Source organism: Actinocorallia herbida (genome assembly GCF_003751225.1).
In the GTDB taxonomy this organism is placed as follows: Bacteria; Actinomycetota; Actinomycetes; order Streptosporangiales; family Streptosporangiaceae; genus Actinocorallia; species Actinocorallia herbida.
Window position 1 is genome coordinate 6254072 of the sequence record NZ_RJKE01000001.1, and the last position, 18528, is coordinate 6272599.

The 18528-nt window shown below is 71.3% G+C and carries 21 protein-coding genes; 6 read left to right on the forward strand and 15 right to left on the reverse strand.

The window, feature by feature from the left end; genetic code table 11:
- Positions 1-650: 650 nt before the first annotated feature.
- The gene (locus EDD29_RS28465; protein ID WP_123667381.1) at positions 651-1796 is read right to left on the reverse strand and encodes an acyl-CoA dehydrogenase family protein; all 1146 of its coding nucleotides are present in this window, start codon (positions 1794-1796) and stop codon (positions 651-653) included.
- A 213-nt stretch (positions 1797-2009) separates the two neighbouring features.
- On the opposite strand from EDD29_RS28465, the gene EDD29_RS28470 reads away from it, so the two are divergent.
- The gene (locus tag EDD29_RS28470) at positions 2010-2948 is read left to right on the forward strand and encodes a hypothetical protein (protein WP_123667383.1); all 939 of its coding nucleotides are present in this window, start codon (positions 2010-2012) and stop codon (positions 2946-2948) included.
- Between the two features lie 62 nt (positions 2949-3010).
- Here EDD29_RS28470 and EDD29_RS28475 read toward each other — a convergent pair whose 3' ends face one another.
- The gene (locus EDD29_RS28475; protein WP_123667385.1) at positions 3011-3925 is read right to left on the reverse strand and encodes an SDR family NAD(P)-dependent oxidoreductase; all 915 of its coding nucleotides are present in this window, start codon (positions 3923-3925) and stop codon (positions 3011-3013) included.
- A gap of 98 nt (positions 3926-4023) precedes the next feature.
- Between EDD29_RS28475 and EDD29_RS28480 the strand changes: the two genes are divergently transcribed.
- Together EDD29_RS28480 and EDD29_RS28485 are read left to right on the forward strand one after the other, a co-directional pair.
- Positions 4024-4689 (forward strand): TetR/AcrR family transcriptional regulator, encoded by a 666-nt coding sequence (locus EDD29_RS28480; protein ID WP_123667387.1) that lies wholly within the window; start codon positions 4024-4026, stop codon positions 4687-4689.
- 222 nt (positions 4690-4911) lie between these two features.
- Positions 4912-5325 (forward strand): (R)-mandelonitrile lyase, encoded by a 414-nt coding sequence (locus EDD29_RS28485; protein ID WP_123667389.1) that lies wholly within the window; start codon positions 4912-4914, stop codon positions 5323-5325.
- A gap of 18 nt (positions 5326-5343) precedes the next feature.
- Here the strand turns inward: EDD29_RS28485 and EDD29_RS28490 are convergent, their stop codons facing one another.
- Entirely contained in the window at positions 5344-6321 is a 978-nt protein-coding gene (locus tag EDD29_RS28490; protein WP_123667391.1) for an aldo/keto reductase, read from the reverse strand.
- A 114-nt stretch (positions 6322-6435) separates the two neighbouring features.
- On the opposite strand from EDD29_RS28490, the gene EDD29_RS28495 reads away from it, so the two are divergent.
- Complete coding sequence (locus EDD29_RS28495; protein WP_123667393.1) at positions 6436-7023, forward strand: TetR/AcrR family transcriptional regulator; 588 nt, start codon at positions 6436-6438, stop codon at positions 7021-7023.
- Between the two features lie 244 nt (positions 7024-7267).
- Here the strand turns inward: EDD29_RS28495 and EDD29_RS28500 are convergent, their stop codons facing one another.
- The 4 genes from EDD29_RS28500 to EDD29_RS28515 form a co-directional block, all read right to left on the reverse strand.
- A complete protein-coding gene (locus EDD29_RS28500; protein WP_148086124.1) occupies positions 7268-7888 on the reverse strand; it encodes a hypothetical protein in 621 nt (206 codons plus the stop codon).
- An 82-nt stretch (positions 7889-7970) separates the two neighbouring features.
- Positions 7971-8786 carry a hypothetical protein gene (locus EDD29_RS28505; protein WP_123667397.1) on the reverse strand — a complete coding sequence of 272 codons (816 nt, stop codon included), beginning with the start codon at positions 8784-8786 and terminating at the stop codon, positions 7971-7973.
- Positions 8787-8883: 97 nt separating this feature from the next.
- Positions 8884-9714, reverse strand: a complete 831-nt coding sequence (locus EDD29_RS28510) for an SDR family NAD(P)-dependent oxidoreductase (RefSeq protein ID WP_148086125.1) — start codon at positions 9712-9714, stop codon at positions 8884-8886.
- 97 nt (positions 9715-9811) lie between these two features.
- Entirely contained in the window at positions 9812-10315 is a 504-nt protein-coding gene (locus EDD29_RS28515) for a MarR family winged helix-turn-helix transcriptional regulator (protein WP_170201624.1), read from the reverse strand.
- Between the two features lie 146 nt (positions 10316-10461).
- Between EDD29_RS28515 and EDD29_RS28520 the strand changes: the two genes are divergently transcribed.
- Together EDD29_RS28520 and EDD29_RS28525 are read left to right on the forward strand one after the other, a co-directional pair.
- A complete protein-coding gene (locus EDD29_RS28520) occupies positions 10462-11094 on the forward strand; it encodes an NADPH-dependent FMN reductase (RefSeq protein ID WP_170201625.1) in 633 nt (210 codons plus the stop codon).
- A 158-nt stretch (positions 11095-11252) separates the two neighbouring features.
- Positions 11253-11921, forward strand: a complete 669-nt coding sequence (locus tag EDD29_RS28525) for a TetR/AcrR family transcriptional regulator (RefSeq protein ID WP_123667403.1) — start codon at positions 11253-11255, stop codon at positions 11919-11921.
- Here the strand turns inward: EDD29_RS28525 and EDD29_RS28530 are convergent.
- From EDD29_RS28530 to EDD29_RS28565, 8 genes are read right to left on the reverse strand one after another with little or no spacing between them, the layout of a single operon-like run.
- A complete protein-coding gene (locus EDD29_RS28530; protein WP_123667404.1) occupies positions 11861-12706 on the reverse strand; it encodes a sulfurtransferase in 846 nt (281 codons plus the stop codon). The genes EDD29_RS28525 and EDD29_RS28530 overlap by 61 nt on opposite strands.
- On the reverse strand, positions 12703-14067 hold the full coding sequence (locus tag EDD29_RS28535) for an LLM class flavin-dependent oxidoreductase (RefSeq protein WP_123667405.1): 1365 nt from the start codon (positions 14065-14067) through the stop codon (positions 12703-12705). Before EDD29_RS28535 ends, EDD29_RS28530 begins: the two co-directional genes overlap by 4 nt.
- On the reverse strand, positions 14064-14816 hold the full coding sequence (locus EDD29_RS28540; RefSeq protein ID WP_123667406.1) for an ABC transporter ATP-binding protein: 753 nt from the start codon (positions 14814-14816) through the stop codon (positions 14064-14066). The genes EDD29_RS28535 and EDD29_RS28540 overlap by 4 nt, the downstream gene beginning before the upstream one ends.
- Positions 14813-15601: an ABC transporter permease gene (locus EDD29_RS28545; protein WP_123667407.1), complete on the reverse strand. Its 789-nt coding sequence runs from the start codon at positions 15599-15601 to the stop codon at positions 14813-14815. The genes EDD29_RS28540 and EDD29_RS28545 overlap by 4 nt, the downstream gene beginning before the upstream one ends.
- Positions 15598-16125 (reverse strand): nucleoside/nucleotide kinase family protein, encoded by a 528-nt coding sequence (locus EDD29_RS28550; protein ID WP_123667408.1) that lies wholly within the window; start codon positions 16123-16125, stop codon positions 15598-15600. Before EDD29_RS28550 ends, EDD29_RS28545 begins: the two co-directional genes overlap by 4 nt.
- Positions 16122-16514 carry a pyridoxamine 5'-phosphate oxidase family protein gene (locus tag EDD29_RS28555; RefSeq protein WP_170201626.1) on the reverse strand — a complete coding sequence of 131 codons (393 nt, stop codon included), beginning with the start codon at positions 16512-16514 and terminating at the stop codon, positions 16122-16124. Before EDD29_RS28555 ends, EDD29_RS28550 begins: the two co-directional genes overlap by 4 nt.
- Positions 16511-17413, reverse strand: a complete 903-nt coding sequence (locus EDD29_RS28560) for an ABC transporter substrate-binding protein (protein ID WP_123667410.1) — start codon at positions 17411-17413, stop codon at positions 16511-16513. The genes EDD29_RS28555 and EDD29_RS28560 overlap by 4 nt, the downstream gene beginning before the upstream one ends.
- Positions 17413-18456, reverse strand: coding sequence for an ABC transporter substrate-binding protein (locus EDD29_RS28565; protein ID WP_123667411.1), 1044 nt, complete (start codon positions 18454-18456; stop codon positions 17413-17415). Before EDD29_RS28565 ends, EDD29_RS28560 begins: the two co-directional genes overlap by 1 nt.
- Positions 18457-18528: the final 72 nt, after the last annotated feature.

Below are 18528 nucleotides of genomic sequence, written 5' to 3' on the forward strand. Positions count from 1 at the left end.
CTCACCTCTTTCTATCGAGTCACGACTCCGGTGGGGGCCAGCCAGGCGCGCTCCCCCACGGTCGCCCACCTGACCCCCTCGGAGGCATTGTGACCCGAAGAGGATCACACGCGCCCGGGAATCAGAGAGAAAGAGGTATGGATGATAAGGCTCCCGACGGGAAAGAAATATGCTTTTGACCGAAACCCGAATCGGTAAAAGCACTCAGACAACCAGGCACGCACCTTTACACAGTAGATCTCGACAGCGCCGACAAAAACCGATCACCAGGGGCCTCGTCGATGCCTGCCACCCATTGACCGGGCCACAGGAAAAGGATCGGACCACCGGACAGAAGGCCATCCGAGGCCCGGGTCCGCACTTCGCAACGAAACAACCCCGCGGACATGCCCCGGCGCCATCCAGGCTTATACACCCATGAAAGCGGACCAACCTCGCATGCAACCCATCCGAGGCGCAGGGCGGCCTCCGACGCCGAGTCGCCGCGAGCAGCCCGGAGAGGCCGCTCGGACCGAGCGACACGGGCTACTACGCGGTGCGTGGGGTAGCCGCTGGGTGACAGCTCGGTCACCCAGCTAACTTTTTCGCTAACTTTCTGCTAGCGTACGGTCTCAACGGGTTCATGAAGTTGGGCGGAGCCGCAGGTCAGGCTATAGGCCGAGGTCGCGGCTGATGATCATCTTCATGATCTCGTTGGACCCGGCCCAGATTTTGGTTACTCGGGCGTCGGTCCAGGCTTGGGCGGTGCGGTATTCGGTCATGTAGCCGTAGCCGCCGTGGAGTTGGACGCAGGCGTCGATGATCTGGTTCTGGACTTCGGCGGACCACCATTTGGCCTTGGCGGCGTCGACCGGGGACATTTCGCCGTTGAGGTGGTTGGCGAGGCAGGCGTCGATGAAGGCGCGGGTCACGTCGGCCTTGGTGGCGAGTTCGGCCAGCAAGAAGGCGTTGTGCTGGAATTTGCCGATGGGCTGGCCGAAGGCTTCGCGGGATTTGACGTATTCGAGGGTCTCGTCGAGGACCTGGGTGGCGTGGGCGAGGTTGGTGACGGCGGAGCCGATGCGTTCCTGGGGCAGGAGTTTCATCATGGAGATGAAGCCGAGGCCCTCTTCGCCGATCATGTTCGCGGCGGGGACGCGGACGTCGCTGAAGAAGAGTTCCGCGGTGTCGGATTCGGGCTGGCCGACCTTGTGGAGTTTGCGGCCGCGTTCGAAGCCGGGCATGTCCGCCTCGACGGCGAAGAGGCTGATGCCCTTGGAGCCCTTCGACGGGTCGGTGCGGGCGGCGACGATCACGAGGTCGGCGCTGTAGCCGTTGGTGATGAAGGTCTTGCCGCCGTTGATGATCCAGTCGGAGCCGTCCTTGACGGCGACGGTCTTCAGGGCGGCGAGGTCGGAGCCGCCGGACGGCTCGGTCATGCCGATGGCCGTCCAGAGCTCGCCCGTGCAGAAGCGCGGGAGCCAGCGCCGCCGCTGCTCCTCGTTGGTCAGCTTGACGAGGTAGGGGGCGACGATGTCGGCGTGGATGCCGAGGCAGGAGGCGTAGCCCATGGAGACCTTGGCGAACTCCTCGTTGGCGACGACGTTGAAGCGGAAGTCGTCGGCGCCGGAGCCGCCGTACTGCTCGGGGACCTCGAGGCCGAGGATGCCGAGTTCGCCGGCCTCGCGCCAGACGTCCCGGTCGATCGAGCGCTGCTCGACGAACTTCGGGTAGTTGGGCTTCAGGACGCGGTCGGCGAAGCCCCGGACGGTCTCCCTGAAGGCGTCGTGGTCCTCGTTGAACAGTGTGCGGCGCATCGGCTGCCTCCCGGTTCGTCCTGATTAAGCGATTGCTTAATGTAGCCCACGTCCTGGGCGGCCCGGCCCTTGAGGGGCCCCGGCACAGCGGACGGCGGCCGCCGCACAGGGAGACCTGGGTCACCTTTACTTTCTTGACACCCTTGCCCAGAGACCGCAACCCCCGACATCCTGGGAGGAATCCACCCCGGACGACGAGGAGTTGCGCTGCCTTTGGACGGATCGACCCTCGGCTCCCTGGGCGCGGCCCTCCTCGGCACCGGCGTTTACTACGTCGCCTTCGTGCTCTTCCGGCACGCCGCCCTTCGGATGCCGCCCCTGCGCGGAGGCCGACCCTTCCAGACGGCCTGGTCGATGCTGGCCGACGGCGTGTGGTTCATGGGCGGGCTCATGCTGTTCGTCGGGCTCGCCTACCAGGTGATCGCCTTCCTGTGGCTGCCCCTCGGGGTCGCCCAGCCGGCCTTCGCGGCGAGCCTTCTCGTCCTCATCGCCTACAGCGCGGCGTACCTCGGGGAGAGGCTGAGCCGCCGGGAGTGGGTGAGCGTCGGGCTGTTCGGGGCCGCGATCGTCATGCTGGGACTGTCCGGCGGGCAGAGGGCCGACGAACTCGACGCCTCCGCGCCTTCTCTTCCACTCCTCGCCTTGGTGGTCATTCCGCCGCTTCTCATCGCGGGCCTCGTGTGGCTCGTAGGCGACCGTCGCAGGGGTGGACGCCACGCGAAGCCCCTGGCGGGGGTCGCGTACGGGATCGGTGCGGGTGTCGGCGCCGGCGTCGCGGAGACCGGCATCCGAGGGATCGCCGCCGTGTGGGCCTCCCAGGAGAGCGTCCTGGCCGTGCTGGAGTCCCCGTACCCGTACCTGACGCTGGGAATGGCGGGGATCTCGCTTCTCCAGCTCCAGGTCGCGCTGCAGCGCTGCCGTCTTGTCATCGTCGCGGTGATCCTCACCGTGACGGGCCGGGCGATGCTCGTCCTGTGCAGCACGGTCCTGTTCGACGAACCGTGGCCAGAAGACACCGGCCCCCTGCTCCTGCGTTACGGCGGCTTCGCTCTCCTCGCCCTCGGCATCTTCCTCTTCCCCCGCCACGAGCTCCCCCGCTCGTCCGTCCCCACGTTGAGCCCCCTACGCCGCATCGCGGAGGGCCGCCCTTAAGGCCGTCGCTCTGACGGCCGGGCGTGGATCGGGATCGGCAGGCCGGCCGGCCCGGACGCGGGTCACCGTACGGGCCGGCCGAGGGGGAACGTCACGCCGGTGAGCTCCTCGGAGACGGTCCACAGGCGCTGCTGGGCGGCTTCGTCGTGGGAGTCGGGGCTGGAGCCGACCGGTTTCGGATATCCCCGGATCTCCCAGCGGTTGCCGGGGCCGTAGTACTGCCCGCCGGCGACGGCCGGGTCGGTGGCGGCGCGCAGGGTGGGCAGGGCGCCCATCTCGGCCTTCTGGGTGAGCAGCGGCGCGAGCCAGGTGACGGGCAGGCGGATCGCGGCGGGCGCGTTGCGGGTGAGTTCGGTGTTGGACACGCCGGGGTGGGCGGCGACCGCGACGGTGGTGCCGTGGGGTGCGAGCCGGCGCTGCAGTTCGTAGGTGAACATCAGGTTGGCGAGTTTGGCCTGGCCGTAGGCGCCGATGCGGCTGTACGAGCGCTCCCACTGCAGGTCGTCGAAGTGGACGGCGGCCCGGATGCGGTGGCCGGTGCTGCTGACCGTCACGACGCGGGAGCCGGGGACGGGCAGGAGCCGGTCCAGCAGCAGGCCGGTCAGGGCGAAGTGGCCGAGGTGGTTGGTGCCGAACTGCAGCTCGAAGCCGTCGGCGGTGGTCTGCCGCGGGGTGTACATCACGCCCGCGTTGTTGATGAGGAGGTCGATGCGCGGGTGGGCGGCGCGCAGGTCGGCCGCCGCGGAGCGGATCGAGTCCAGGGAGGCCAGGTCGAGGGCCTGGACCGTGACGTCGCCGCTGATGCGGGCGGCCGCCCGCCTGCCCTTCTCGGTGTCGCGGACGGCCAGGACCACCGACGCCCCGCGTGCGGCGAGCATCCGGGCGGTCTCGAAACCCAGCCCGGTGTTGGCGCCGGTCACGATCGCCACCCGACCGTGCTGGTCGGGGATGTGCTGCTCGGTCCAGTTGCCGCTCATGACGCGCTCCTAACGAACTGCCGGTCTCTTATGGGCCTCAACGTAAAAGACCGCCGGTCTCCTGTCAAGGGACCGGCGGTCTTTAGTAGGGTGAGGGCGTGACTTTTCAGCGGGCGCGCAGCGAGGAGCAGCGGGAGGTCCGCCGCCGGGCGATCCTGGACACGGCGGCGGCGATGCTCGACGAGATGCCCGTGGCCGAGGTGAGCCTCAACGAGCTCAGCCGGAGGGTGGGCCTGGCCAAGTCGAACGTCCTGCGGTACTTCGAGTCACGCGAGGCGGTACTGCTCGAACTGCTGGACGCCTTCCTGGGGACCTGGCTCGCCGAGCTGTCGGACGAACTGGCCGCGGGCGTCGAGGCACAGGCGGCACCGGAAGCGCGGGCGCATCAGCTGGCCGAGATCCTCAGCCGGTCGCTGGCGGAGCGGGTGGTGCTCTGCGACCTCTTCGGCGCGCAGGGCGGGGTCCTCGAGCACAACGTCTCGGTCGAGGTGGTCAAGCGGCACAAGCGCGCCTCCCTCACGAGGCTCGCGGACATGACCGGGCTCGTGCGCCGTCACCTGCCGGAGCTCGGCGACGACGTGCAGATGTTCTGCCTGATGAGCCTGGTCTCGGCGGGCGCCCTGTCGGCGTACGTCCCGCCGCCGCCCAGCCTCCTCGCCGCCTACGCGGACGAGCCCGCCCTCGGCGTCCTCCACATGGAGCTGCACGACGCCCTGCGGGCCGCCATCACCGCGACGCTCGTGGGCGTGCTGCCGCGCGCCTGAACCTTGCCGCGGGAAACCCGGCAGGGCCCCGAGAGCCGTGCGCCGAGGTGCCGGCCCGTGATCCGGCAAAGGACGTGGGCTACCGGGAGCCCACCGGCCGCGCGGTGGGTAGTGGCCGTTCATCGGCACCGAGCGGCGGCAGCCGGGCGATCCCGTGAAGGTCTCGGACGCGCTGCCGAAGGTCGGCTCCGGCCGTGCCTACGACGCCTGACAAGGAGAGCCATGGAACTCGTCACCAGCACGCCCACCGTCAAGGCCCCGGCCGAGCGCTTCACCGGCGACGTCTACCTGAACATGATCCAGACGCCCGCCGAGCCCGCCCGGCTGGCGGCGGCCCTCGTGCGGTTCACGCCGGGAGCGCGGACGAACTGGCACTCGCACGCGCTGGGCCAGACCCTGCACATCACCGACGGCGTCGGGCTGGTCGGCACGCGGGACGGGCTGGTCGTGCGGGTGACGCCCGGCCAGACCGTCGTCTGCCCGCCGGGCGAGGAGCACTGGCACGGCGGGACCGACACCACCCTGATGGCCCACCTCGCCCTGGTCGTCGGTGACGGCACCGGCGACGGGACCACGTGGCTGGAACCCGTCACCGACGAGCAGTACGCCGCGGCCCTCGCCGCCGTCTCCGGCTGACGGGGCGCGGCGGCCGGGTCAGATCCAGGTGGGCAGGCCGCGGGCGTAGCGGGCGCCGAAGCCGCCGGTGGGGAGGATCTCGGCGATGGCGTCGAGGTCGGCCTTGGTGAGGGCGAGGTCGGCGGCCGCGGCGTTCTCCTCCATGCGCGCCGGGCTGCGGGTGCCGGGGATGGGGACGATGTCGTCGCCCTGGGCGAGGAGCCAGGCGAGGGCGAGCTGGGCGACGGTCGCGTCCTTGGCGGCGGCGAGCTCGGTCAGCCTCTCGACGGCCTCGACGTTCTTCTCGAAGTTGCCGGGCTGCCAGCGGGGGTCGCCGTTGCGCATGTCGGTGGCGTCGTATTCGCCGGCGGGCTTGGCCGCGCCGGTGATGAAGCCGCGGCCCAGCGGGGAGTAGGCGACGAACCCGATGCCGAGTTCGCGGAGCGTCGGGAAGAGCCGCTCGACGTCGCGCTCGAACAGGGAGTACTCGGTCTGGAGGACCGAGACGGGCTGGACGGCGTGGGCCTTGCGGATCGTCTCGGGGCCGGCCTCGGACAGGCCGAAGTACTTCACCTTTCCGGCGTCGACGAGCTCCTTGACGGTCCCGGCGACGTCCTCGATCGGGACGTCCGGGTCGACGCGGTGCTGGTAGAGGACGTCGATCTGGTCGACGCCCAGGTAGCGCAGGCTGTTGTCGGTGACCTTGCGGATGTTGTCGGGACGGCTGTTGAGGCCGCCGCGGAAGCCGCCCTCGAGGTCGAAGCCGAACTTGGTGGCGATGACGACGTCGTCGCGGACGTCCTTGAGCGCCTCGCCGACGAGGATCTCGTTGGAGCCGGTGCCCATGCCGTAGAGCTCGGCGGTGTCGAAGAAGGTGACGCCGAGGTCGTAGGCGCGGCGGATCGCGGCGATGCCGGCCTGCTCGTCGCCGGGGCCGTAGGCCATGGTCAGGCCCATCGAGCCGTAGCCGATCGCCGAGACCGTCAGGCCCTGGGTGCCCAAAGTGCGCTGCTGCACGGCAGATCCTCTCGATCGTGGACAAACCAAACCGTTTGGTATGCCTCTGGGGTCAGAGTACTCCGCGGTTCGGGTGTGTCAAACCGAACGGTTCGGGTCGGCTAGGGTTGAGGGATGGCCCCCGACACCCGCGACCGGATCGTCGAAGCCGCGCGCGCGGAGTTCGCCCGGTACGGGATCGCCGGTGCCCGGATCGACCGGATCGCGAAGACCGCCCGCACCAGCAAGGAACGCGTCTACGCCTACTTCCGCAGCAAGGAAGCCCTCTACGCGCACGTGGCCTCGATCGAGCTCGCGGCGGTCGCCGACGCCGTCCACCTGGACCCGGCCGACCTGCCCTCCTACGCGGCCCAGATGTTCGACTACTTCACCGCCCACCCCGACCAGCACCGCTTCATCGCCTGGGGCCGCCTCGAGCTCGCCGCCGAGCCCTCCGGCGACGACCCCGGCCCCTACCAGACCGCGATCGTCGGCAAACTGGAGCGGATCCGCCGCGCCCAGCAGGACGGCCTGCTCGATCCGACCTGGGACCCGGTCGACATCATGGCCCTGGTCTCCCAGATCGCCCACACCTGGTCCGACCAGACCGCCCTCGCCGCCGTCGCCCACCGCGCCGCCGCCGACCCCGCCCCGGCCGCCCGCCGCACCGCCGTCGTCCGCGCCGTCACCGCGATCTTCCCCCCGGCCCCGCAGAACCGCTGACCCGCCGGCCCGAGCCCTGTGTCCTTGGTCAACGGCCGGGCGGTTCCCGGCCGGCAGTCGACCGCGACACGGATCCTGGACCTGCTCACCGGGCGCGCCGCACGCCTGGGCGACGCACCCGGACGCCGCCGGTACGCGCGCCACGTTCCCGGCCGGGAGCGCGATCGCGGGCGTCGTCGCCGCCTGCTGCGTCCGCCGCCCCGACCGGACCGCCGCGCCGCACCGACGAGGATCCGCAGAGAACTCAGGGGCGGGCTCGGACCTGGGCCAGGGCTTCGGCGAGGCGGTCCACGGTGACGCCCATGGCGACGTAGGGGACGTCGTCCTCGTAGTGGCCGGGTCTCCAGGGGCCGTAGGGCTCGGTGAGAAGGCCCTCGGGTTCGGCCATGGCGGCTCGGCCGCCGCGGAGGGACCAGTGCGCGAGGGGCAGGTAGGTGCCGTCCGGGGATGCGGTGCAGAGCTGGAGGTCCAGGTGGAGGAAGGGCCAGGCGGCGGCGATGGCGTCGGTCTCGGCGGTGAGGGCGGCCAGGGACGGGTCGGGGCCGATGGCGTGGAAGTCGCAGCCGATGGCGCCGTTCCAGTCGCACCAGCCGTGGGGGCCGATCGGGTGGGTGGAGAGGATGCGCTCGTTGGTGAGGAACTCCAGGGGGAGGTGGTCCAGGTCGGCGAGGACGGCGAGGAATCCGGCGTCGTCGACGCGGGCGGGGCCGCACGGGACGCCGAAGACCTCGGCGACGGCTTGGACGGCGCGCCAGTCGCGGGCCCAGAGGTGGTCGGGGGCGGTCCGGAGCAGGATGTCGTTCGCCTGCTCCGGCGTCACGTCCTCGCCGGTGACGAGCAGGTGCGGCCAGCGCGGAAGGTCCACGCGCCAGGGCTGCCGAGGGGTCATGTCGGTGGAGACGCCGCGCCGCCCCGCGGAGTTCGTCCGGGAGGCGACGCGGCGGCGGTCACTTGATCTGGAAGACGGCGGAGGAGGCTTGGCCCTCGCCGAACTCCCAGCCGGTGACGGTCTCGTAGCCGGGCCGCTCGGCGAGCCGGGTGAAGTCATGAGGGCATTCGCCCTGGCCGAGGTAGTAGGCACCGTCGCTGCGAGCCCAGTGGGCCGTCAGGCAGAGCATGCGGAGGTGGTCGCGCAGGCGGGGGTCGGCGACGGAGCGCAGGGCCTCGTCCCAGGCGGGTTCGACCTCGGCCCCGGGCTCGAAGGGGACCAGTTCGTCGGGGCCGTTCAGGGTCCAGGTGGCGGCGCGCATCGCGGCGAGGAGGGTGCCGTCGGTGCGGACACGCTGGAGCCACTGGACGCGGCCCATCAGCTCGTCGCCGTCGGCCTCGCCGAGGTCGTCGGCGTGCTCGGCGAGGACGCGCAGGAGGTCCGCGCCGGACACCGTCCGCTCGTGGCCCGTCCCGGAGGCGACCGCGCGCAGCGCCGGGCCGATCCGGCCGCCGAGGCCGCCGTCCTCCTCGAGCAGGTCCTCTTCGAACACCCACAGGGAGCCCGGGTGGTCGGCGGGCAGGTCCTCCCAGCCGAAGCGCGGGCTGTCGTCGGGGTAGGCGTCGCCCTCGGCCTCCTCGACTTCGCCGCGCGCGAGGGCGGCGAGGTCGAGGTCGCCGCTGAGGAGGTCTTCGAGCATCAGGAACGACAGTTCGTCGTTCCAGGTGAAGAGCGCGTACTCCGCGGTCGCGGGGAACGCGTCGAGCGGCCGGCCGAGCAGCACCGCGAAGGCGTGCGCGAGATCGCGGTGCCACGCCTCGGGGTCGAACGTCATGGGAGAGCTCCTTCGAGCACGTCTAAGGGAACCCAATGTCTAGCGCGCTTGGTGGCCTTTTCGCCGGAAAAGTGCATGAACGATCCCGGCCCTGCGGTCAGAGGCCGTCGAGTAGGCGGGCGGTCAAGGAGTCGAGGCGGAGGGCGCGGTCGGGGGCGAAGTCGTCGCCTTCGAGGGGGAGGCGCTTGGCGCGCATGAAGGCGGAGAGAGGCTCCGCAGGGGGGCTGTCGATCAGGGCCGCGATGGGGCCGATCGCGCGGTCGACGGATTGGGCGGCGACGAGTCCCAGGGTCTTGGTGAGGAGCTTGAAGGCCGGCGGGAGGGGGTCGGCCATGCCCGTGCGGACGAAGCCGGGGTTGTAGAGGACGTAGCGGGTGCGGGCGTCGGGGTGACGCAGCGGGAAGGCCGCGCCCAGCAGGTCGACGCACCGGGAGCCCTGCATGGCGGCACGCCTGCCTTGATAGCCGGACGTGAGCTGGAGGTCGTCCCAGTAGATGGTCCCCGGAAGGCCGCCGGGCCCGGCGAGGTTCATGACGACGGGGGCGTCCGCCCTCTCCAGGGCGGGGAGGAGCCCATGGCCGAGGACGTAGCGGCTCAGGTAGAAGAGCGCGAAGGTGAACTCCAGGCCGTCGACGGTCTCGATCCGCTTCGAGGCGAACCTCTGCGCGCCGAAGACCAGTCCGTCCACGACGTCGGTCTGGTCCGTCACCTCGGCGAGCGCCTTGCGCATGCCCGCCACGGTGGCGAGGTCGGCGCGGACGAACACGGCACGGTCCGCGGCGCCGAGCCGGGCCGCCTCCGCGAGCAGGGCCGCGCCCTTGGCCTGGCCGCTCGCCAGCGCGAAGACGCGGTCCCCCCTGGCGAGGAACTTCAAGGCGAGCCCCTTGCCCATCCCATCGGTACCGCCGGTGATCACATGAGTCCGCACAGCCGCTCTCCTTCAAGTCATCGCTCGGTGACTTGAAGGTTAGAAACCGCGCCGGAGCCTGGTCAACAACTGGTGACTTGTGTTGACCCCAGGGCTCCTAGGCCTCGGCGTGGCCGCCGCGGCAGCGTTCGAGGATGCCGGCCATGGTGGCGGCGAAGTGGTCTTTCTCGGCGGGGGCGAGGTGTGCGGTGAGGTGGGCGAGTTCCGCGCCGACGTCGGTGTGGAAGGCGAGCGCGGCTTCGCGGCCCGCGTCGGTGAGGGTGACCTGGACGGCGCGGCGGTCGCCGGGAACGGGGCCGCGCTCGGCGAGGCCGCGGCGTTCCACGCGGTTCATCAGGCCGGTGAGGGCGGCCTTCTCGACGTCGAAGCAGTGGGCGAGTTCGGCCATGCCGCGGGGGCCGTCGAGCAGGACGCACAGGAGCTTGGCCTGGACCGAGGTGAGCTCGTACCGCTCCGAGACGATCGTGTAGATCACCTGGACGCGGGTGGCGAGCTGGAGCAGCCCGGCCGCCACGTCCACGTCGGCGCCGCACGGGCCGCTCGGGGGCGAACAGGCCGCCGCACCGTCGGCCGGGGGGATCTGCGCTGCCGTCTCGTTCACGCCTACCAAGGTACATTGCGCATATAGTTAATGCCACGTACTGTATGCCTCGTTAACCATCTGGCCCGGCAGGGCCTGCGCGTTTCACACCCCGGCCGCGCACCATCGCGCCATCGCGCACCCAAAGATCATTACGGAGAGTGCACATGTCGAAGCTTCTCGTCATCGTCGGCAGTACCCGGCCCACCCGCGCCTCGGACCGGGTCGTGCCGTGGGTCATGGCCCGCGCCGCCGCGCACGCGGGGTTCGAGGTCGAGCTCGCGGACCTGCGGGACTGGCCGCTGCCGCTGTTCGCCGAGCACTTCGGCACGGTCGGCGACATCAACGACCCGACGTACTCGGAGCCGATCGTGCGGGCGTGGAACAAGAAGGTGAAGGAGTCCGACGCGTTCCTCATCGTCACGCCGGAGTACAACCACAGCGTGACCGGCGCGCTGAAGAACGCCCTCGACAGCGTCTGGCTGTCGTTCGGGTTCCGCAACAAGCCCGTCGGCGCGATCGGCTACAGCACCGGGATCGGCGGCGGCATCCGCGCCATCGAGCACCTGTCCCAGATGCTCGTCGAGTCCGAGGCCGTCCCGCTGCGCCACGCCGCGGTCGTCCCGTTCGTGGACCGGGCCTTCGACGAGGCGGGCGAGCCCGCCGACCCGATGACCGACGTCAGCCTCCAGGTCCTCCTCGACGACCTCGCCTGGTGGTCCACCACCCTGGACAAGGCCCGCGCCGAGGGCGAGCTCACCCCCGGCGTCTTCCGCATCCGCGCCGCCGCCCAGGCCTGAGGGGTTCCGGGGGGAGCTTTCACACCCCGAAGGGCACCCGCGGCGCCCGGTGGCCCAAGATCCAGCCCGAGGAGGTCCGGGAACCGCATCGCCGGATCCCGGGCCTTTCCCGTGGCCGTCGGCGAGCGAGTCAACGGGTGGTGACTTACGCTGGGCGGATGAGCGAGGACACCACGGGCGGGGCGGCGCGACGGCGGCGGGACAAGGCGGCGACGCGGGCCGCGCTGCTGGACGCGGCGCGACGGCGGTTCGCCCGGCACGGATTCGAGGGGACGGGGTTGCGGGAGATCGCCGGGGACGTGGGGGTGGATCCGGCGTTGATCCCCCGGTACTTCGGGACGAAGCAGGCGCTTTACGCCGAGGCGGTGCAGGTGGAGGTACCGGCGGGGCTCGCGGCGGACGTGCACGCGCCGGTCCCGCATCTCGCGGACGCGCTGCTGCGGGACGTGGTGTTCGGGGACTGGCCCGAGTTCGACGGCGAGCACCCGCTCATCGCGATGCTGCGCTCCGCGGGGCACACCGGGGTGCGGGACCTGCTCAGGGAGCGGCTGTGCGACGGGTACCTGAACACGCTCGCCGACCGGCTGGAGGGCCCGGACGCCGCGCTGCGCGCCGAGCTCATCGGGGCGCTCCTGGTCGGGATGGGCGTGCTGCGCTCGGTCGTCGGCTCCCCCGCGCTCGGCGCCGCCACCCATGAGCAGGCCCGGCCTTATGTCGCCCGCGTGACGGCGGCCCTTGCCGCGCCGCCGCGCGCGGGCCGCGGGGATCAGCCGGTCTCGAGCGGCAGCGCCGGGTCCGCGGACCACTCCGCGAGGGAGCCGTCGTAGAGGCGTGCGTCGGTGCGGCCGAGGAGGGCCAGCGCGAACACGGGGATCGTGGCGGAGATGCCGCCTCCGCAGTAGACGACGACGGACGGCTCCGCCAGGAGCCCTCCAAGGCGGTCGGTCAGCTCCTGGGTGGGCAGGAAGTTTCCGTCGGCGTCGAGCAGGCCCTTCGCGGGGGCGTTCACGCTCCCTGGGATGCGTCCCGGCCTGCTGTAGGAGGTCTTGCCTTCGCCGCGGAAGACCTCCGGCGCCAGGGCGTTCGCCAGGCAGGACGAGCCATCGGCGACGATCCTTTCGACGTCGGCACGGCGGGCGAGGAGTTCCGGCCGGGGGCGGGCGGTGAAGGGCGCCGCCGGGTAGGCGGACGTGCCCGTCTCCAGCGGGAGGCCCGCCGCGCGCCACGCGGGCAGGCCCCCGTCCAGGACGCTGACGGCGTCGAAGCCGAAGTAGCGCAGCAGCCACCACATCCGGGTGGCCCACATCGGGCTCTCCTGGGCGTAGACGACCACGTGGGTCCCCGGGCCCATGCCGAGGCGTCCGGCGGCGTCGGCGAAGCGCTCGGGCGATGGCAGGGCGAACGGCAGCGGGCCGGGCTCGGCGAGGTCGCCGACGAGGTCGGCGAAGCCCGCGCCGGGCACGTGCCCCCTGTCGTAGACGTCCTGCCCGGACTCCGGCGTGTACGGGCCGCCGCCCGGCGGGCGCGGCAGCCGGACCGTCGTGTCGAAGACCCGCAGCGCGGGGTCGCCGAGCCGGGCGGCGAGCTCGGCGGGCGTGATCAGCGCGCTCATTCGGCCCACTTGTGGACGTGCGCCGGGTGGTCCTCGCGGACGCGCGCGGCGCCGGTGAAGCGCTCGCGCAGCGTCTCGCCCTCGTACTCCGACCAGACGCGCCCGCGGCGGCGGAGTTCGGGGACGACGAGGTCGACGAAGTCGCGGTGGCCCGCGGGCGCGACGGGGTCGGCGATGTTGAAGCCGTCGACGTCGGCGTCGTCCATCCAGCGCTCGAGCTCGTCGGCGACGGTGGCGGGCGAGCCTACGAGGACGGGCCCTCCGCCGCCCACGCCGACGAACTCCCCGATGGCCCGAGGGGTCCACGTCCGCGTGGGGTCCAGGGTGGTGAACAGTTCGACCATGCCGCGGATGCCGTCGGTGTCGACGTACTCCAGGGGCTTGTCCGGGTCGAGGGCGGACAGGTCGATCTGCATGAGGGCGCTCCAGCGCGCGAGGCTGCCCTCCCAGCTCGCGTAGGAGGCGTAGTCGGCGTACTTGGCGCGCGCCTCCGCGTCGGTCTCCGCGACGACGACGGTGGTGATGGGGAAGAACTTCAACGACTCGGGGTCTCTTCCGGCCGCTCGGGCCGCGTCCTTCACCTGCGTCACTAGGCGGCGTGCCCCGGCCGTCTCGTAGGTGGACAGGAAGACGCCCTCCGCGTGCCGTCCGGCGAAGGCGCTGCCTGCGCGCGACGTGCCGGCCTGGAAGAGGACGGGCGTGCGCTGCACCGAAGGTTCCGAGAGCGCTATGTCGCGCACCTTGTAGTACTCGCCTTCGTGCCTTACCGGACGCACCCGTGACGGGTCCACGAACACCCCGTCCTCGACCGAGCGCACGACGGCGTCGTCCCGCCAGCTCCCCTCCCAGAGCTTGTAGACGACCTCCATGAACTCCTCGGCCTGCGCGTACCGCTCGTCGTGCGGGATCTGCCGGTCCAGGCCGAGGTTGCGGGCGGCGCTCTCCAGCGCGGACGTCACGATGTTCCACCCGATCCGGCCCTTGGTGAGGTGGTCGAGGGTCGTCATCTTGCGCGCGAAACCGTACGGCTGCTCGTAGGTCGTGGAGACCGTGACCGCGAAGCCCAGGTGCTCGGTGACGGCCGCCATCGCGCTGATCGGCAGCAGCGGGTCGTCGGTCGGGGTCTGGACGCCGTCGCGCAGCGCCACGTCCACCTTGCCCTGGTAGGTGTCGAGGGGGCCGAGCGCGTCGGCGACGAAGAGCGTGTCGAAGGTGCCGCGCTCCAGGATCCGGGCGACCTCGGTCCAGTGGGCCAGCTCGCGGTACTCGTGGGCCCGGCTGTCCGGGTGCCGCCACAGGCCGATCGCGGTGTGCCCGACGGTCGACTGGCGGAGCCCGTTCAGGCGGATGCGCTTGCTCATTTCTCCTCTTCCAGCAGGGTTCGCAGTAGTTCGTTCTCGATCCGGGTGAACGCCGGATCCGCGTAGGCGTCGACGGTGCGCGGCCTCGGGAGGCCGACCTCGACGCACTCGACGACGGTCGCGGGGCGCGGCGAGAACACGTAGACGCGGTCGGACAGGAACACCGCCTCGCGGACGTCGTGGGTGATGAGCAGGACCGTCCAGCGGTACTCCTCCCGGACCCGTTCCAGCCACTGCTGCATGCGGGCCCTGGTGAGCGCGTCGAGGGCGCCGAAGGGCTCGTCCAGGAGCAGCACCTCGCGGTCCTGGACGACGGTCCGCAGCAGGGCGGCGCGCTGCCTCATCCCGCCGGAGAGCTGCGCCGGATGGGAGTGCTCGTATCCGGCGAGGCCGAAGGTCTCCAGTAGGGGCTCGACCTTACGGCGGGCCTCCTTACGGCGCATACCGGCGACCTCGAGGCCGAGCGTCAGGTTGTCGATCACCTTGCGCCACGGAAGGAGGGCGTCCTTCTGCGGCATGAAGGCGAAGCGTCCGGGGCTCTCCGAGAGCAACCTCCCGTCTACGCGGACCTCCCCCGACGTCGGAGACAGCGCGCCCGTCAGGACGGAGAAGGTGGTGGACTTGCCGCTGCCGCTGGGGCCGAGGATGGAGACGAACTCGCCTTCGGCCACGTCCAGCGAGAGGTCCTTCAGGACGGGGACTCCGTCGAAGGAGCGGTTCAGCCCGCGGATCTCCAGTTTGCTCGTCATGTCCGGTCCCCCTTGCGCGTCCACGGAGTGGCGACCCTTTCGACCGCGTACGTCAGCGCGAAGAGCGTCAACGTAAGGACGGCGCTCACCCCTACCGCGGCGAGGACGAGGTCGGTGCGGAAGGAGTTCTTGGCGTTCTGCATGTAGATGCCGAGCCCTTCGGTGGCCCCCGCGTACTCGGCGAAGATCGCGCCGACGACGGCGTAGGTGATGGAGATGCGCAGGCCCGCGAAGAAGAACGGGAGGGCGGTCGGCACGCGCAGGGTACGGAAGATCCGCCACCGGCCGGCGCCCATGCTGCGCAGCAGCGCGGTGCTGTCCTTGTCGGTCGCGCCGTAGCCCTCGACGAGCCCGACGACGATCGGGAAGAACGTCACGAACGCCACGAGCAGCACCTTCGGCAGCAGGTCGAAGCCGAACCACAGCACGACCAGGGGGGCGATCGCGATGAGCGGCAGCGTCTGGCTGACGATGAGGACCGGCATCAGCGCACGCCGCAGCACGCCCGAGAGGTCGATGAGGACCGAGAGGGCGAACCCGACCGTCAGCGACAGCGCGAAGCCCGCGAGGGTGGCGCGCAGCGTCGGCAGGGCGTTGTCCAGCAGGTCCCGGCGGTGCTCCCAGCCCTGGTCGAGCACGCGTGACGGGCTGGGCAGCACGTCGGTGCCGAGCCCGCCGGAGGTCGCGTAGACCTGCCAGGCGGCCACGAGCAGCGCGACCAGCGCGAGGGAAGGCAGCCACTTGCCCACGGACAGCCTGGACCCGGGCTTCTTGACGTCGCTCATGGCCGCACCACCACGTCGGCCCGTTCGGGGGTGCGCTCGCGGGCGAGCATGGCGTCCTCCTGCGCGGCCCACGCGTCCCAGTAGGGCACGTAGGTCTCTCCGTCGCGCTCCATCGCCCGCGCCTTGCGGACCTCGTCGGCGACCTCTATCCAGGCGAGGACTCCGGCGTACCGGGCCGCCCGTTCCGCGCCCGCCCCCACACCCTCGACGACGAGGTACTCGGGCGGGTCGAGGACGACCGGCGGCGTCCACGCGTTCCTGTGCCAGTCGTACTGCGGGACGAGGGCGCGACGGCCCGCGGCGAGCGGGACGAGCACGTGGGCGACGAGCCTGTCGACGCCCTCCTCGAGCCCGTCCCAGCCGCCGTACAGGTCCTCGAGGCTGACGACGGGGGCGCCGAGTTCGGCGGCCACCCGGGCGGCGAGGGTGGACTTGCCCGAGCCGGACCGCCCGTCGACCGCGAGGACGCGGGTGCGCCCCGCGGTCGGAGGGGCGGCGCGCAGCAGGACCGCAAGGTCGCTCATCGGGGGCTCCCGTAGACGGCGACCTTGTCGGGGGTGATGCGCAGGACGACCCGGGACGTCTCCTGCGCGGGATCGGCGACGACGTGGGGCGCTCCCGTGTACGCGAGCGCCAGCCGGTCCATAAGGGCGGTCGCGCCCTCGCTCTCCAGCCTTGCGACGCCCTCGATCCGCGCGTAGTGCTGCGGCTTGTCGCGCGCGTACAGCACGACGCTGACGCGCGGGTCGGCGGCGACGTCGCGGGCCTGGCGCCGGAAGTCCTTGGTGACCATGAACAGCTCGTCGCCGTCGCGGCCGACCCACATGACGCACTGGTGCCGTTCCCCCGTCGCCAGGACGGCGAACTCGGGGGCGTCGACCAGCGCCCGCGCGGCCTCGGGCAGCGCGGTCACGCCGGCTCCAGGTAGGCGTTGGTGGTGGCCTCGCGCCAGATCTCGCCGTCGGGCAGGACGCCGTTGGCGGCGAGCCAGGCGGCGTAGGGCGCGTGCAGTTCCTCGCGCTGGACGCCCCAGACGCCGTCGTGCGTCCACGTCCCGGAGATCAGCGTGAGGGACCGTTCCAGGAGCTCCCGCTCGAAGTACGGGATGTAGCGCTCGAACGCCTCCAGTGCCAGCTCGGGCTTCTCCACGGCCGCCAGGTAGCCGCGCCGGGCCCCGGCGAGGAACGCCCGGACCAGGGCCGGGTCGCGGTCCAGGGTGGTGTCCGCGGCGCCCAGGACATAGCTATGGAAGCCGGGCGCGCCGATGGTGTCGACCGGCCAGTAGACGCCGGGCGTGCCGAACAGCACGTCCCACGCCCAGTAGTTGCCGAAGCTCGCGTCGGCGGCCCCGGCCTCCAGGTCGGCGACGGTCAGCTCGCGCAGGCCGCTGTCCACCACCTGGACGGCGTCGGGGTCTCCCCCGTCGGCGGCGACCAGGTGCCGGACCATGGCGGTGCCTCGCGGCGTCGGGTTGTAAGCGATCCGGCGGCCTTCGAGGTCGCGGGGGCGCTCGATCCCCGAACCCGCGTACGTGCGGATCGTCTCCATCGCGCGGTGGTTGATCGCGGCGAGGCCGGTGAGGCGCTCGCCCTGGGCGCGCCGGACGAACAGCCGGTTCACGGGGAACACGGCGAAGGTCGTCTCGCCCCGGGCGAGGTAGGCCAGGGAGTCGCCGCGCGACGGGTCGGCCGAGGCCAGCTCGACGTCCAGGCCCGCGTCGGCGAACCAGCCCTGGGCGGCCGCCACGAACAGCCCGCCCGAGTTCGTCCAGGGGTGCAGGTATTCGAGGGCGACCCTGACGTGCGTGCTCATTACTGGGCCGCCTTGGGGAGGTAGTCGTTGGTGTAGTAGGTGGACCAGTCGGGCTTGGCGGTGAGGGGCTTGCCGTCCGCGTCGCTCAGCAGGCCGTTGTCGTAGAGGAAGTCGCCGTACGCCTCCCAGAACTCGGCGCTCTGGTGGCCGACGTCGCCGTCGGCGTCGCGCAGGTAGCCGCCGTCGGCGAGGGCCTGCTGGCTCTTCTCGACCAGTGAGGGGTCGGGGAACGCCGACTTCTCGGCCTCGACGAGGATGCCGGCCGCCTCCTTCGGATGGTCGGCCGCGTAGGCGTAGCCCTTCTGGACCGCCGCGAGGAACCCGCGCGCCTCGTCGCCGTTGGCGTCCAGGTACTTGCGGCTCGTCGCGAGCAGGTTGGAGTACTGGTCGGGGAAGCCGTAGTCCGTCAGCTCGAAGGTCTTGACGGGCTTGCCGGCGAGCTCGGCCTGGACGACCTCCCACGTCTTCACCGAGATGGTGAAGTCGGCGCGGCCGTTGTAGACGGCCTCGTAGGCGGAGGTGCTGAGGCTGACGTTCTTGAAGTCGCCCTTGCCGCCGTCGTTCTTGATGATGTGCTTGAGCTCGGGTCCCTCGTCGGGGGTGCCGAAGCCCGCGTAGGTCTTGCCGTCGAGGTCCTTCGGCGAGGCGATGTCGTCCCGGTCTGCGCGGACCGCGATGGCGTAGGTGCCCTTCTGGTTGGGCGCGAAGGCGGCGACGACGTCGTGGCCGGCGGCCTGCGCGTAGGCGACGCCCGCCTGGTAGGAGTAGCCGAAGTCGGCGGTGCCCTGCTCGACGAGGGTCTCGGGGGCGGTCGACGCGTAGGGGATGACCTTGAGGTCGATGCCCTCGTCGGCCAGGTAGCCGAGCTTGTCGGCGACGTACAGGCCGGTGTAGTCGGTGTTGGGCGACCAGCTGAGCGCGACGGTCACCTCGCTCGTCCCCTTCGCCGCGTCCCCTTCGGCCTTTCCGTCGGAGCCGCCGCAGGCGGAGACCGCCAGCAGGACCGTCGCCGCCAGCGCGGCCGCTCGCGCGGTTCGTCTCATCTCAAACATCCTTCCACCAGGGCATACGCGACTTCGTAGGCCATACCGGGCGGAATACTATGGTGAACAAGT

Excerpts from the sequence above, each read along its gene's own strand:
- EDD29_RS28465 (WP_123667381.1), bottom strand. The coding sequence starts at position 1,796 with ATGCGCCGCACACTGTTCAACGAGGACCACGACGCCTTCAGGGAGACC.
- EDD29_RS28475 (WP_123667385.1), bottom strand. The coding sequence starts at position 3,925 with ATGAGCGGCAACTGGACCGAGCAGCACATCCCCGACCAGCACGGTCGG.
- EDD29_RS28485 (WP_123667389.1), top strand. The coding sequence starts at position 4,912 with ATGGAACTCGTCACCAGCACGCCCACCGTCAAGGCCCCGGCCGAGCGC.
- EDD29_RS28495 (WP_123667393.1), top strand. The coding sequence starts at position 6,436 with ATGGCCCCCGACACCCGCGACCGGATCGTCGAAGCCGCGCGCGCGGAG.
- EDD29_RS28505 (WP_123667397.1), bottom strand. The coding sequence starts at position 8,786 with ATGACGTTCGACCCCGAGGCGTGGCACCGCGATCTCGCGCACGCCTTC.
- EDD29_RS28520 (WP_170201625.1), top strand. The coding sequence starts at position 10,462 with ATGTCGAAGCTTCTCGTCATCGTCGGCAGTACCCGGCCCACCCGCGCC.
- EDD29_RS28525 (WP_123667403.1), top strand. The coding sequence starts at position 11,253 with ATGAGCGAGGACACCACGGGCGGGGCGGCGCGACGGCGGCGGGACAAG.
- EDD29_RS28530 (WP_123667404.1), bottom strand. The coding sequence starts at position 12,706 with ATGAGCGCGCTGATCACGCCCGCCGAGCTCGCCGCCCGGCTCGGCGAC.
- EDD29_RS28535 (WP_123667405.1), bottom strand. The coding sequence starts at position 14,067 with ATGAGCAAGCGCATCCGCCTGAACGGGCTCCGCCAGTCGACCGTCGGG.
- EDD29_RS28540 (WP_123667406.1), bottom strand. The coding sequence starts at position 14,816 with ATGACGAGCAAACTGGAGATCCGCGGGCTGAACCGCTCCTTCGACGGA.
- EDD29_RS28545 (WP_123667407.1), bottom strand. The coding sequence starts at position 15,601 with ATGAGCGACGTCAAGAAGCCCGGGTCCAGGCTGTCCGTGGGCAAGTGG.
- EDD29_RS28550 (WP_123667408.1), bottom strand. The coding sequence starts at position 16,125 with ATGAGCGACCTTGCGGTCCTGCTGCGCGCCGCCCCTCCGACCGCGGGG.
- EDD29_RS28560 (WP_123667410.1), bottom strand. The coding sequence starts at position 17,413 with ATGAGCACGCACGTCAGGGTCGCCCTCGAATACCTGCACCCCTGGACG.
- EDD29_RS28565 (WP_123667411.1), bottom strand. The coding sequence starts at position 18,456 with ATGAGACGAACCGCGCGAGCGGCCGCGCTGGCGGCGACGGTCCTGCTG.